This window comes from Tepidibacter aestuarii, assembly GCF_934924865.1.
GTDB lineage: Bacteria > Bacillota > Clostridia > Peptostreptococcales > Peptostreptococcaceae > Tepidibacter_A > Tepidibacter_A aestuarii.
Genome location: NZ_OW235315.1, coordinates 1,359,553 through 1,373,788, shown reverse-complemented (window position 1 = coordinate 1,373,788; position 14,236 = coordinate 1,359,553). Strand labels below are relative to the sequence as shown.

General features: G+C 28.6%; 16 protein-coding genes. 4 read left to right on the top strand and 12 right to left on the bottom strand.

The window, feature by feature from the left end; translation table 11 throughout:
* Positions 1 to 55 precede the first annotated feature (55 nt).
* From M2214_RS06635 to M2214_RS06620, 4 genes are all read right to left on the bottom strand, one after another.
* On the bottom strand, positions 56 to 1,336 hold the full coding sequence (locus tag M2214_RS06635; RefSeq protein WP_248484014.1) for an FAD-dependent oxidoreductase: 1,281 nt from the start codon (positions 1,334 to 1,336) through the stop codon (positions 56 to 58).
* Positions 1,333 to 2,280: a hypothetical protein gene (locus M2214_RS06630; RefSeq protein ID WP_248484012.1), complete on the bottom strand. Its 948-nt coding sequence runs from the start codon at positions 2,278 to 2,280 to the stop codon at positions 1,333 to 1,335. Before M2214_RS06630 ends, M2214_RS06635 begins: the two co-directional genes overlap by 4 nt.
* A gap of 147 nt (positions 2,281 to 2,427) precedes the next feature.
* Positions 2,428 to 2,904: a GerW family sporulation protein gene (gene ytfJ / locus M2214_RS06625; protein WP_248484010.1), complete on the bottom strand. Its 477-nt coding sequence runs from the start codon at positions 2,902 to 2,904 to the stop codon at positions 2,428 to 2,430.
* Positions 2,905 to 2,907: 3 nt separating this feature from the next.
* Positions 2,908 to 3,507 (bottom strand): hypothetical protein, encoded by a 600-nt coding sequence (locus tag M2214_RS06620; protein ID WP_248484008.1) that lies wholly within the window; start codon positions 3,505 to 3,507, stop codon positions 2,908 to 2,910.
* A 236-nt stretch (positions 3,508 to 3,743) separates the two neighbouring features.
* Between M2214_RS06620 and M2214_RS06615 the strand changes: the two genes are divergently transcribed.
* Positions 3,744 to 4,283, top strand: coding sequence for a helix-turn-helix domain-containing protein (locus tag M2214_RS06615; RefSeq protein WP_248484006.1), 540 nt, complete (start codon positions 3,744 to 3,746; stop codon positions 4,281 to 4,283).
* Between the two features lie 55 nt (positions 4,284 to 4,338).
* On the opposite strand, the gene scpB is transcribed toward M2214_RS06615, so the two are convergent.
* From scpB to M2214_RS06600, 3 genes are read right to left on the bottom strand one after another with little or no spacing between them, the layout of a single operon-like run.
* On the bottom strand, positions 4,339 to 4,869 hold the full coding sequence (gene scpB, locus M2214_RS06610; protein WP_248484004.1) for an SMC-Scp complex subunit ScpB: 531 nt from the start codon (positions 4,867 to 4,869) through the stop codon (positions 4,339 to 4,341).
* 4 nt (positions 4,870 to 4,873) lie between these two features.
* Entirely contained in the window at positions 4,874 to 5,578 is a 705-nt protein-coding gene (locus M2214_RS06605) for a segregation and condensation protein A (protein WP_248484002.1), read from the bottom strand.
* A 10-nt stretch (positions 5,579 to 5,588) separates the two neighbouring features.
* The gene (locus M2214_RS06600; RefSeq protein WP_248484000.1) at positions 5,589 to 6,182 is read right to left on the bottom strand and encodes a site-2 protease family protein; all 594 of its coding nucleotides are present in this window, start codon (positions 6,180 to 6,182) and stop codon (positions 5,589 to 5,591) included.
* A 253-nt stretch (positions 6,183 to 6,435) separates the two neighbouring features.
* Between M2214_RS06600 and M2214_RS06595 the strand changes: the two genes are divergently transcribed.
* Positions 6,436 to 6,678 (top strand): hypothetical protein, encoded by a 243-nt coding sequence (locus tag M2214_RS06595; RefSeq protein WP_248483998.1) that lies wholly within the window; start codon positions 6,436 to 6,438, stop codon positions 6,676 to 6,678.
* A gap of 84 nt (positions 6,679 to 6,762) precedes the next feature.
* Positions 6,763 to 7,425 (top strand): YhcN/YlaJ family sporulation lipoprotein, encoded by a 663-nt coding sequence (locus M2214_RS06590; protein ID WP_248483996.1) that lies wholly within the window; start codon positions 6,763 to 6,765, stop codon positions 7,423 to 7,425.
* A gap of 174 nt (positions 7,426 to 7,599) precedes the next feature.
* On the opposite strand, the gene M2214_RS06585 is transcribed toward M2214_RS06590, so the two are convergent.
* Both M2214_RS06585 and M2214_RS06580 read right to left on the bottom strand, forming a co-directional pair.
* Positions 7,600 to 8,742 carry a D-alanyl-D-alanine carboxypeptidase family protein gene (locus M2214_RS06585; RefSeq protein ID WP_248483994.1) on the bottom strand — a complete coding sequence of 381 codons (1,143 nt, stop codon included), beginning with the start codon at positions 8,740 to 8,742 and terminating at the stop codon, positions 7,600 to 7,602.
* Positions 8,743 to 8,873: 131 nt separating this feature from the next.
* Positions 8,874 to 10,535: a ribonuclease J gene (locus tag M2214_RS06580; RefSeq protein ID WP_305879809.1), complete on the bottom strand. Its 1,662-nt coding sequence runs from the start codon at positions 10,533 to 10,535 to the stop codon at positions 8,874 to 8,876.
* A 208-nt stretch (positions 10,536 to 10,743) separates the two neighbouring features.
* Here M2214_RS06580 and M2214_RS06575 point away from each other — a divergent pair, with 208 nt between their 5' ends.
* A complete protein-coding gene (locus tag M2214_RS06575) occupies positions 10,744 to 11,484 on the top strand; it encodes a metal-dependent hydrolase (protein ID WP_248483991.1) in 741 nt (246 codons plus the stop codon).
* A 33-nt stretch (positions 11,485 to 11,517) separates the two neighbouring features.
* On the opposite strand, the gene M2214_RS06570 is transcribed toward M2214_RS06575, so the two are convergent.
* The 3 genes from M2214_RS06570 to feoB all read right to left on the bottom strand — a co-directional run bounded on the left by M2214_RS06570 (position 11,518) and on the right by feoB (position 14,229).
* Positions 11,518 to 11,952, bottom strand: coding sequence for a Fur family transcriptional regulator (locus M2214_RS06570; RefSeq protein WP_248483989.1), 435 nt, complete (start codon positions 11,950 to 11,952; stop codon positions 11,518 to 11,520).
* Positions 11,953 to 12,071: 119 nt separating this feature from the next.
* Complete coding sequence (locus M2214_RS06565) at positions 12,072 to 12,218, bottom strand: hypothetical protein (RefSeq protein ID WP_248483987.1); 147 nt, start codon at positions 12,216 to 12,218, stop codon at positions 12,072 to 12,074.
* 148 nt (positions 12,219 to 12,366) lie between these two features.
* Entirely contained in the window at positions 12,367 to 14,229 is a 1,863-nt protein-coding gene (gene feoB, locus M2214_RS06560) for a ferrous iron transport protein B (RefSeq protein ID WP_248483985.1), read from the bottom strand.
* Between the last annotated feature and the right edge of the window lie 7 nt (positions 14,230 to 14,236).

Sequence of the window (14,236 nt, the reverse complement as noted above, 5' to 3'; positions counted from 1 at the left end):
AAATTTTTAAATAAAAAAGCCATGGCACCTAACCAATGCCACAGCTTCAATATTTTTAAATTAATCTTTCATCATATATATTCAAAAGCCCTACCTTGCTAATTCTTTCATACAATATATCCGGGTTCGTTGTATATAGATTTCTTTCCTTCATTCTTTCAAAAAATATAGATCCTGCAAATGTAAATCTAAGTTTATCTCCACCTTCTTTATTCATCATTTCATTTGCATAAGACACTATATCTCCAATAACTGTATTTATAGGAAGCTGCAAAAGTGGAATACCTATCATGTTTCTAACACTATTATGACCTGCTAAATAGCCGGTACATATAGCTTCCGTATGACCTACATAAAGGCCACATTTCTCTCCAGCTACAAATAAGTTATTAAGTCCGTTAACCTTTAGGTTATTATCTCTTGGAGCAATAGATAAATATCTTATAGAGTTACCTATACCAGCTGAATATGGATCTTCAAATTTTACATTTTCAAACCCTTTTATCCTTCTAAGCTTTTCTAGAGGATAAAAAGGAGCCATCAATTTTGCATGACCTGTATCAAGTAGTACTATATTTTTAGCAAATGCATCTAATGCATACTGCTGACATACCTTTATATCTAGTTTTTCTTCATTAATTTCTTCTTTAGGAAGTGGTATTATACAAACCCCATTTTTATTTAGTTCTTCCCTTATTTCATCGCTTAAAGATTCTTTATTAAGCTTTATAGATCCGCTAAAAGCACCATAAGTTCCGTCTTTTCTCTTTCCTATTATATCTTCTACACCACATTTTTTAGTAATACTAACTCTTCCACCAAACGAAGGACATCTTAAAACACACATAGAACAACCATTACCGTACTTCAAACAATTTCCCATAGGTCCTGTTGATCCTGTAGTCTCTATAAATGAATCTGCCGTAATATTAGTATCATTGTCGAGTTTTATATATTTAATAGTTTTATCTTCAACATATGCATCTACAACTCTTGTTTTAAAAATTATCTTTATTTCCATATCAATCAATTTATTTCTAACTGCACTTTCTATAAGTGTCACATTGTACAAGCTGGCATGATTATGTCCCGGAAAATTAATATCCTTATGTCTCGAATATTCATCAGTAAGTTCGAATAATTCTCTACCACCTAGAAGAATATTTTCTTCTGTAGCTGTATACCTTCCGTTGTTTCTCATAATCCCACCGACATTTCCAAGTCCAAGTAACATGTCAGTTCTTTCTATTAAAGTAACATCTGCTCCTGCTTTTTTAGCACTAATAGCAGCCGCACATCCTGCCCAACCTCCACCTATGACTACAACTTTTCTCATTTCAAAGCCTCCTTTAGATATACTCTTGGCTCTATTTGAGTCTTGCAAGTTTTTATTTTTTCACCTTTAATATTTATAATACAAGCACCACATACTCCCTCTCCGCAGCAAATTAAATTATTGTTAGTTATAGCTAAACTTATTTTATCGTCCACACTGTCGACTATATTCATACTGTTTTTATTAAAGCGATTAGATCCTGCACTAAATACCATATCTACACCTTTTTTTAATTCTTCTTTTATTAGATTTTCATTGTTTTTAAAATCAAAATGCTTCAACTCTAAATTTAATTCTTTTAGCTTTCTTTCTACCTCTTCAATTTTCTTACCCGTGTTATCAAAAAATACTTTTACTTCGTTATTATTCTTTAAAAGATTATTAACTGCATTTATCAATGTAACACTTGAGAGTCCCTTTGCTAAAATCAATACTTTTTTACTTTTTAATTTTTTAAAATACTTAATTCCAAATATACCATTAGTATATGGTCCTTTTATAAATACTGTATCACTATTTAATAAATCTTTTGTTTTAGGTCCTAAGATTTCTACAACTATATCGAGTGTATAGCTTTTTAAGTCTATATTCATTACAGAAATAGGACTATTAAACATATCATCTTTTCTATTTTTATCTTTCAAAAGTATATATGATCCTGGATGTATCAATTCATATGCTAGGCATTTTGGTATACTTATACTGAGTAAATATATATTAGTTTGTATTTCTTTTTTTTTCAGTACCTTGCATGATATACCTTCTCTAGGCTCACTTATTTTTTCGTTATTTTTTTTTAATTTTTGGTATATACATGTTCCTTTTAAATTGCACTCACACAAGTCCTTTCCTGATAGCAAAGAACAACTTATGCAATCTCCACTTTTAGCTAAGTGACAAGGGCAATACTCACTGCCTGCATCAACACATACTTTGTTATCCATAACAATCCCCCTTTCACACAATATAAATAACATTTTCTAAACTTCATATTACTTAATTTCAAACTATACTCATTAATATAATTTATTTACATTTACCTGTTTTGGTTACAAATAGGAAAAGCTGAAGGCAAGTTTTTGCCTTCAGCTTTAATTTTGTTGATTATTATTATTTTGTGAGTCATTATTTTGCTGCTTATTTTCATCTTGTTGTTTAGATTGATTGTTACTTTTACCTTTTCCAGAAAACATGCTTTGTATATTCTCCATAAGCTTAGGTGTTTTATTAAGTATATTATCTAGCATATTTGCATTTTGATCCACATACATAAGTTTTGTCTCTTCTTTTTCTACTACCATAAAAGCTACTGGTTGAACAGTTATACCTGCTCCAGTACCTCCTGCAAATGGATATGCATCACTCGAATCTTCATTTGATACACGTCCCTTGTTGTATTCTCCTCCTCCAGATGCAAATCCAAAAGAAACCTTTGATATAGGTATTAAAACTGACCCATTTGATGTTTCAACTGGATTTCCAACTATAGTGTCTACATCAATCATCTCTTTCATATTTTCCATAGTAGTTTTCATTAAACTCTCTATTGGATGCTGTTGTTCTGACATTATTTATGCACCACCTTTATATGTTTTTAAAATTTTATAATGCTTTAAAAGCTTCATAAAATTTATTATTCTTAAATTAAAATTTGTTATTATATATATTTTAAATGTATTTTCATTAAACCCAGGTTTTATATTTAATTTCAAATCATTAGTATCTACTTTATCGTATATGTATTTATATATTGCATTTACAAAATTAAACAAAAATATACTTAAAAACACATTTTCATTAGATACATATGCATCTATATTCATTTTTCTGACATCAGCTTTTTTAAAAAGATATTTAATTGATCCTTTTAGATTTTCAAAATCCTTTAATATTTCTTTATTACTAATCCTTTCTTTAAAACTATTAATTAACTCTCCTTTCTTAGAAGTATTTTGTTCAGTTTTTAAATTCACTCCCTTTTGATTAAAATACAAACCTAGAAGAGAATATTTTTTTTCATACTTTATAATTCCAAATAAACATTTCATTTTAAATGCTATTTCATCATTTTGTCCATTTTTAATTAATTGTATGCTTATTTTCACATTGGAACTTAATATAATTATTCCTAAAAATATCAAAGGCAAGAATATATAAACAATAATTTTCATATATATATTGTTTCCTAAAAAGTTAAATACATACTTTTTTTATCAAATCTATTGACTTTTTTTTATTTTGCTGTATATTTAATATTTGTAAACAAAAAGTTTACTTCTAGTAAATAATATATTTTTCTTATTATCTAATATAGATATATTATTCATTATGTATTATACTTATAAAGTGGCATGAACTCATAATCCATTCATAAAACATTTTTCCCTAACTTATAGGAGTGATTATTTTGAAAATCGGAGCAAAAATTAATAGATTGAGAATATTAAACCAATTGACCCAAGAGGAATTGGCTCAAAGATGTGACCTTACAAAAGGCTTTATATCTAAAATTGAAAGAGACTTAACCTCTCCATCCATAGCAACCTTAATGGATATCCTGGAAGCCTTAGGAACTGATTTAAATGCATTTTTTAATGAAGCTGTAGAAGAAAAGATCGTTTACGAAAAAAATGATATATACGAATCTGTTAACGAAGAATTAAAACATACAATCCACTGGCTTATTCCAAATTCTCAAAAAAATGAAATGGAGCCTATTTTAGTAGATATAGAACCCGGAGGTAAAACAGTAGTAGACAGACCTCATCAAGGAGAAGAATTCGGTTATATAGTAAAAGGTTCTGTAATAATTCATATAGGCAACAAAAAGTTTAGAATAAAAAAAGGAGAAAGTTTCTACTTTACTCCCGATAAAGAACATTATATTGTAAATAATACAAGCAAAAATGCTTCTATACTATGGGTTTCTACTCCTCCATCTTTCTAAAAAAATCGCATCATGCTATAGCATAATGCGATTTTTTTACATAACGAAATAAATTTTATTCTTGTGTTTCTTCTTCTTGAACAGGTGGTAAATCTTCTATTTTATCTAGCCCAAATAGCTTTAAAAATTCCTCAGTGGTTTTATATATTATAGGCTTTCCTATTTTATTAAGTCTTCCAGCTTCTTTTATAAAATCGTGTTCAACCAATGTAGATATGGCCTTATCACACTTAACCCCTCGTATTTCTTCTATTTCAACCTTGGTTATAGGTTGTTTATAAGCTATTATTGTCAATGTTTCAAGAGTAGCTTGTGTTAAACTTTTTTTCCTTTTAGGTTCAAATAACTTTCGTACATATTCTTCATACTCTTTGTTTGTTCCCATTTGATACTTGTTTTGAACCTTATATATTTGTATTCCCCTATTTTGATCTTCATATTCTTTTTGTAATTCTATTAATATATTTTCTATATCACGTGAACTCATATCTTCATTTACTATCTCTCTTATTTCCTTTACTGTTATAGCATCTGAATATGAGAATAATACAGATTCTATAATATTTTTTATTCTTTTGTTATCCATAAAATCACTCTACCTTTTTTACTATTATATCTGATAAGTAGTCTTCTTGTTTTACTACTATATTTTTTGTTTTTATAAGTTCAAGAACAGATAAAAAAGTAACTATAATTTCTTCCTTATCTGAAGTTTTTATTAGATTCTTAAATAGTAAGCTTCCTTTTTTATCCACTTGTTCTTTGACATAATAAATTTTTTCTTCTATTGAAATAGTAGGCTTTTTATATATTGTATCTAATTTATTTTCCGTCTTTTCTTTTCTTATTTCCTTAACAACACTTGGCAAAAACTTTATAAGCATATCTATATTTAAATTCGATAAATCCATTTTTTCTTCTATATAGATTTCTTCTTTTTTTCTATAAAATACACCTTCTCCTAAATACATTCTATCTTTTAAATAATTCGATGCATTTTTAAAGTTTTTATATTCTATAAGCTGATGCATAAGCTCTGTTCTAGGATCTTCTTCTTCTTCATTTTTTTTATAAAGCAAGTATTTAGATTTAATTTCAAGAAGCCTACACGCCATTATTATAAAGTCGCTAGTTATCTCAAGGTCCATTTTCCCCAATTCATCTAAGTAATCTAAATACTGCTTGGTTATTTCAAAAATAGATATATCGTATATATCTATTTTATTTTTTACTATTAGATCATATAAAAGATCCATCGGGCCTTCATAAAAATTTAAAGCTACATTATATCCCATCTCAATCACCTTAAAGTATAATATTTATTAATTTTTTTATAACACTGTATATAGGATTTGCCACTATACCTATATTATCGGTAAGCATTAACATTACTAATATAATACTTCCTATATGCTCGTATTTAAAATAATAATAATGTAATTTATTTGGAAGAATAGATAATATAATTTTTGAACCATCTAAAGGAGGTATAGGCAATAAATTAAATACAGCAAATCCAATATTTATACTTATAGCACTTAAAATTATACTATTTAGTGCATACATATTCACATATCTAAGCTCATACTTGTATACGTATATACATATTATAGCAAGTATTATATTACATACAACTCCTGCTATTGAAACTAAAAAAAGTCCAATCCTTTCATTCTTAAATTTATTAGAATTAATAGGAACGGGTTTTGCCCATCCAAAATGCGCAATAATTAGCATTAAAAATCCTATAGGATCTATATGCTTTAAAGGGTTTAAAGAAAGCCTCCCACTTTTTTTTGCTGTGTCATCTCCTAATATATATGCTACATATCCATGTCCAAATTCATGTATAGATATGGCCATTAATATACCAGGAAGAGTTATTAAAAAATCAATCATATTTTTCATTCTCCATTCTTATTCTACGGTACTACTTATTATAACAAACCCAGATATTTTTTTAAAGAAATTTAATTATATAGATACACTTTATCCAAAAGCTAAGAATTCAGCAAAATTAAAAACTCCATCTAAATTAAGTTCAGTTTTATACCTAAGTATCATAAAATATATATAGTTCATATTATAAAAAGAAGAGTGTTTTTTATTTGCGAATTTTTATTTTACATATAATGTAGAAAGGAGATTTTTTATGAAGGGTTTTTGTAGTGAATTAGCATGTCTACTAGAAAGCGAAGCATTCCAATGTTTTCTAAATTCAGATAAAATCAAATTAGCACAAGTAAATGCGCTAATTTCCCTACTTATAAAAAACAATATAGACTTTGACACAGAATTCACCTCAAAATCTCCTAGATTACCAGCTACACTTATAATAACAGTAGTTATAAATCCAGCTACAAGAATAACTAGAATCTTTACGTTCTCTGATTAATTTTGAATTTTTTTCATATCTTGCTAATTATCTAACATTATAAAATTCCTCCAAAAAGAGAAACTATTTATAGGAGGTGTATTTATGAAAAAAAATTCAAAGCCATTAATTTATACTGCCGTAACAGTACTAGGATTGTCTACGTTTATGATAGGCTGTACTAATCAACAAGCTAGAAGAAATCCAAACGTAAATCCAAATGTAGGAATGGTATCACCTAATTATCAAACAACGTATCCTAATACTGCAAATAACTTTAGAGGAATACCTTATACTGGTTATGTAGGAAATCCAAATTCTCCAAATTATAACCCTAATCAGTTTACTGGGTATGTAGGAACTAATAAGGTTCCAAACTACAATGCTAATCAATATGTAGGAGATACTAGAAATCCAAATTATACCTATCGAAACAATATGAATATAAAAAATGCTGGCTTAAATAACACAATCAGAGATAAATGTAACAATCTAAAAGGAGTTGAAGATACTTCAGTAGCTGTAAACGGAGATACTTGTGTTGTTGCTGTAGATCCAAAAACGACCTTAAATAAGTCATTAAAAAATCAAATAGAATCTATTTGTAAAAATTCAGATAGAAATATAGACAAAGTAGTTATAACTCAAGACAATGATGTATACAATCGTTTACAACGATTAGGACAAGATATACAAGCAGGAACACCTATAACAGATCTTAACACTGAGCTTCAAAATATATTCAACAGATTAGCACCTAATAGATAAATAAAAAAACAGTCTAAGTAAAAACTTAGACTGTTTTTTATTTACAAGTAAATTATATAATTTTTGACTCATATATAATATTGATGATTGAACTTAAGTAGCATCTATTTTTAAGCGACAGAGTTGTAAAACTCGTTGGCGACATGACCTATGCGTTAACATAAAGCGAATTTTTTAATTTAATATTGAGTTTAATACTTTATTTAACATTTTTAAATAACCAGCTTTTTTAACATCTTTATTTGATACTAAATTTGATTTCATAACGACTTTTTTGTCTTTATATATTTGAACTTCTCCTATTTTTTGACCTTTCTTAATAGGGAATTTTAGATTTTCATCTACAACTATTTTTTCTTTAAAATCTTTTTTATCTCCCTTTTTATTTAAATAATAAAGTGGTTCTTCACATGTAAGTTCTATATTCTCAGGGTCTGCTTTTTCTAATTTTATTTTCTTTACCACTTGATCTTGATCGTATATTTTTATAGTTTCATAGTTAGCAAATCCGTAATTTAGCAATGATGATGCTTCATTAAATCTTTCTTTAGATGAAGGTGCACCTAAGACAACAGCTATTAATGTTAAATCATCTCTAGTTGCTGATGCTGATAGGCAAAATTTAGCTTCATTGGTGAATCCAGTTTTTATGCCGTTAGCACCTTTATAAAATCTTACAAGCTTATTAGTGTTTACAAGACCTATTTTCTTTTGTTTTTTACCAACTATAATTTCATCCATCCATATTTTCAAATATTTATGAATGTCCTTATACTTTATAAGCTCTTTTGACATCAATGAGATGTCATAAGCACTTGTGTAATGATCTTCTACAGGTAATCCGTTAGTATTTACAAAATGTGTATCCTTCATTCCTAATTCTTGTGCTTTTTCATTCATTTTCTTTACGAATGCTTCTTCACTTCCATAGATGTGTTCTGCCATGGCTACACATCCATCATTAGCAGAAGCAACAGCTATACCTTTGAGTAATTCATCAACCGTTTTGACTTCTCCAGGCTCTAGATATAATTGACTCCCTCCCATACTGGATGCTTTTTCACTTATAGTCACCTTATCATCTAATTTTATTCTTCCCTCACTCAAAGCTTCCATCGTAAGCAGCATACTCATTATCTTTGTCACACTAGCTGGAGGTAATTTTTCATGGGAATTTTTTTCAAATAGAATTGTTCCGCTATTTGCATCTATCAATATAGCAGATTTTGAACTTAAATTCATATCTTCATTTGCAAATGAAGTAAATGAAGATATAATCAGTATCATAGTTAAAATTAAACTTAACTTTTTTTTCATTTTTTCACCTCACCTCATTTTAGTTATATTTTGACACTTTGAAGCCTTTATTATACAATTTGAGATTTGGTAAAAAAAGCATAAAAAAAAGGATGCGATTAACATTAATTGCATCCTTTTTTAATCATTTATTAAACTTCCATAATTATAGGTAATATCATAGGATTTCTCTTAGTTTTTTCATATAGATAATTCTTAAGTTCATCTTTTATAGTATTTTTTAAATATGCCCACTCTCTTATTTGCTTACTTTCACATTGAATTAAAGCTTCTCTTACTACAATCTTTGCTTTTTCTATTAAATCCTCTGACTCTCTAACATATACAAAACCTCTTGAAATTATATCTGGGCCTGCTATAACTTTTCCATTTTCTTTTGATATAGTTACAACAACCACCATAAGTCCATCTTCTGATAGGTGTTTTCTGTCTCTTAAAACTATATTTCCAACATCTCCAACACCAAGCCCATCTACAAGTATATTTCCAGAAGGAACATATCCAGCCAGTCTTGCATGGCTTTTGCCAAATTCAACAACAGATCCTGTATTGATTGTAAATATATTTTCACTTGGCATTCCTAATGATCTTGCAAGTTCAGCATGCTGCTTTAAGTGTCTATATTCACCATGAACAGGTATGAAGTATTTAGGATTAACCAATCTATGCATAAGTTTTAATTCTTCTTTGCAAGCATGACCAGAAACATGTATATCAGCTAAATCATCGTATATAACGTCTGCTCCCTTTTCAAATAACTGATTTATAACTCTTGAAACTGTTTTTTCATTTCCAGGTATAGCATGAGCAGATATTACTACTAAATCGCCTTTTTCAATTTCCATTTTTTTATGTTCTGATGCTGCCATTCTAGAAAGTGCTGACATAGGCTCTCCTTGAGATCCTGTAGTTATTATAACCAATTCATTGTGAGCATAATTGTTAATTTCATTAAGATCTATTAATATATCTTCTGGAAGAGTTAAATATCCTAATTCCTTAGCTACATTAACTACATTCACCATAGATCTTCCAGATACAGCTACTTTTTTATTATATTTGTAAGCAGAGTTTATTATTTGCTGCACTCTATGTATATTAGAAGCAAAAGTTGCAACTATTATTCTCTTCTTAGCTCCTTTGAATATATCATCAAAAGATAAACCAACTGTGCTTTCTGACATTGTAGAACCCGATCTTTCAGCATTAGTTGAGTCCGCCAACATAACTAGAACTCCTTTTTTGCCAAGCTCTGCTATTCTATGAAAGTCCATTACATCTCCGTCAATAGGAGTATAATCTATTTTAAAATCTCCCGTATGGAATATAACTCCTAATTCTGTATGAATAGCTATTGAGCACGCATCCGGTATACTATGAGTTGCTTTTATAAATTCAACTTCCATTAAATTAGTCTTTATTTTATCTTTAGGCTTAACTATATTAAGGTTTACATTGTTAAGTCTATGCTCCTTTAATTTCACATCAACAAGTCCTATAGTCAACTTTGTTCCATATACAGGTACATTTATTTTTTTTAATACATAAGGAAGCGCGCCTATATGGTCCTCATGTCCGTGAGTTAAAAATATCCCCTTTACCCTGTCTTTATTCTTTAAAAGGTAACTAATATCAGGTATAACTATATCTATACCTAGCATCTCATCTTCAGGAAAGCTAAGACCGCAATCTATAACTATTATTTCATCCTTATACTCAATAGCGGTCATATTTTTTCCTATCTCACTTAATCCCCCCAGAGGAATTATTTTTAGCTTGTTCGATTTTCTCATCAATAAATTCATCTCCTTTTATATTTAAATTGTCCGTTTTACCCGTTCATTGTTTTAAATAGGTAATAATAAAAAACGTCCAACTATTACCATAGTACTTATACATTTTATCATACATCCACATATATTTAATAGAATAATTTTTTGACAAATTTATTTTATTCTGATATTCTCAAATTAAATCTTATCTAAACCAAGGAGGTTACCCATGAGAGGCGTAAGTCACTTTGCAATAGGAGTATTAGCAGTCGTGGAAACTTCGATATTAATCGACAAACCACTTTCTCCATTAACATTCATGATTTCGTCATTTTGTTCCTTACTTCCAGACATAGATGAATCTCATTCTACAGTTTCTAATTTATTGATAAAAAGTTCATTTTCTAAGGCTATTTATAGATATACGCTTTACTTAATTAATATGATTACTTTTTTTATATTAATATATATAAATAAAAATCTAACTTTTAATTTTATACTAAGTTTTATATTGATAATACTCATAGAAAATAAATTAAAGCATACTACGCTTCGGAAATCGTTATTTTCCGCTTTATCATTTATACTATGCTTATCTTTGTATTATATAAAAGCCCCATTCGCTTTTATTTCATTAGCTATATTCATAGGAGTAGCTCCATGGCTAAAGCATAGAGGCTTTACTCATAGTTTAATAGGTATTATACTTTTATATTTTTTATTGAAAGAAATAGAAATATTAATAAACTGCCCACAACTTGCACTATTTAGCTCAATTAGCTATGCTTCCCACATATTATTAGGTGATATATTCACTAAAATGGGAATACCTATATTTTATCCAATATCTAATAAAAAAATTTCTCTAGCACCATTTAAAGTAGGTAGCTTATCTGGTAACATATTTGAATTAGTATATACATTTGTATTCTTTTTGATAGTCATATTTACATTTAAATATAAACTTTGATTTTTAAAAACCCCATGGCAAATGCCACGGGGTTTATTTACAGCTATTACACATACCAAAAAACTTCACATCGTGATCAAATATTTTAAATCCATAATTTTTTTCTATTTGCTCTTCTAATGTCTCAAGCAAATCTTCTTCAACTTCCATTATTTTATTGCACTTTTTACATATAAGATGGTGATGATTATGTGTTTCGTCATTTAAATTAATTTCATATCTACAGCAACCATCGTCTAAGTTAAGCTTTGATACAGCTCCTATATCATCTAATAACTGAAGTGTTCTATACACAGTCGCAAGTCCAATTTCCGGACACGCTATCTTAACTAAATCATATATTTCTTCACTGTTTAAATGTTTTCCTTCATTTTTTATCATTATGTCAACTATAGATCTTCTCTGTGGAGTTAATTTATAACCTTCTTCTTTTAACTTAAGCTTTACTGTTTCTATATAACTTTCCATATAATCACCTACATTTTCAAATAATAATTCTTTTCATTTAATATTTTATCTAAATATCATGCTTATGTCAAGTTTTATCAATTGATATTTTTTCAATTGATAATAAAATCAAATAAATATTACTTTTTACATTCGTTCTTTAAGTTGCATTTTTTACAAGCTCCACTACACTTAAAAAACTCCACTAAGCTAGCGTTACACCTTGGACATTTTAAATTTTTATTATCTTTTATAGTATACCCACATGTCGGACATTTAATCTCCATAACAACTCCACCTTTCTATATAAAAATTCATTTTATGCTAATAAATCGCTCTTATAAATATTATATTCAAATTAAATGTATTAAAGTTCACTTATATAGAAAAATTCTTGAGCTATTGTGCTCAAGAATTTTTTGTCTATTCTAATTATTATATTATAAACTGTGCTAATATCCCTCCCACTAAGAAAGATATAACAAAACTTCCTATCCATATAGCAGCAGATTCTTTCCAACTTCTTTCCTTAAATATAACCATAATCGCAGCTATACAAGGAACGAATAAAGTTATAACTACTAAAGAAACTAGCAGCTGAGGTGAATTTAAAACTCCTTGAGACGCTAAATCTGTAAGCCCAGCTGCTCCAAAATCTCTTCTTATAATACCCATTATAAAAGTTTGAGCAACCCTTGGGTCAAGTTTTAATAATCCTTGTGTTATAGGAGCACATAAATCTATTATAGCATCTAAAGCTCCTGTATCTTGAAGAACAGTTATTATAGCAGCCCCTAGTACAAATAGAGGTCCGGCTTCTATTATAAACATTTTAGATTTTAAATATGTCTTTTTCATAACATTTGAAAACTTTGGCATTCTAAGGGGTGGTAAATCTATCAATAAGTCAGTAGATTCACCCTGCATAAATTTATTTAATAAAACTCCTACAATACCAAATACAAGTACTATTGTTATTATATAAATAAATGTATATTTAGCTCCCATAGAAGCAATAAGGCCTGCTATAACTCCTAATTGTGCTGAACATGGTATTGCAAGACCTAAAAGCATAGTAGCAATGAATCTTTCTCTTTTTGATCCTAGTATTCTCGTAGTTACAGTTGCCATTGTTACACAACCAAACCCTAGTATTATAGGTATTATTGCTCTACCATTAAGTCCTATAAAAGTTAACATTCTATCAACTAATGTAGCTATTCTTGGAAGATATCCTGTATCTTCTAGTAATGATAAGAAGAAATAAAAACCTACAACAAGTGGTAGTAATAACCCTAATAGGTATATAGGAGCCATAGTTAAAACTCCAAACTCTCCTATCAATAAGTGACCTATAAATGAAGTATCAGATACAAATTTTCCAACAGTATTCATTATTATATTGTAATAATATTGTCCCATTATAACTTCTTCAGTTACACCAACAACAGTTTGTGCAACAAACACACCAACAGCTTGATATATCATATATAATGTTATAAGTAATATAGGTATTCCTGTTAAAGGTTCAACCATCCATCTCCCTAATTTGGTTCTAAATGATGCTCCTTCATTAGTTTCTTTTATTATGCTAGATATAATAAAATCTATCCTAGTTCTTCTTTGCTTGTATATTTCTTCTCTTAATTTAGGAACATTACTAACATCATGTCTCTTTAACAAATTCTCATCTTGTTCAAGTATTAATAGTCTTTCTGAGTCAAAATCTGCAATTTCTTGTATTTCACTAGTTTTATCTTTTACTATATCTATTCTGTTACCTACACTAGCTTCATCTAAGCTGTTTTTAACTTCTTCAAGACCTTGCCCCTTTATAGCACTAGTAGGTATTACTTTTACCCCTAGTTCTTTTGACAATTTATCTATATCTATTTCTATTCCATTTCTCTTTATATCGTCCATCATATTAAGAGCTACTATTACAGGCTTTCCTGTATCTATTAATTGCTGAGTTAAAAATAAATCTCTTTCTAGGTGAAGAGCATCTACAACATTTAATATAACATCTGCATATAATATTACATCTCTTGCTACTCTCTCCTCATCGTTAAACGAAGATATTCCGTAAACTCCCGGAGTATCCATTACAACATAATTTTCAAATCTTCCAGAGCTTATATCTACCGTAGTACCTGGGAAATTCGATACATCAACATAAATACCTGTTAAGTAATTGAAAAACACAGATTTACCTACATTTGGATTTCCTGCTAAGACTAATTTTATATCCCCATCTTTTATTGCTACGCTTGGATTATAAGTATGACATGTAGACATTTAATTT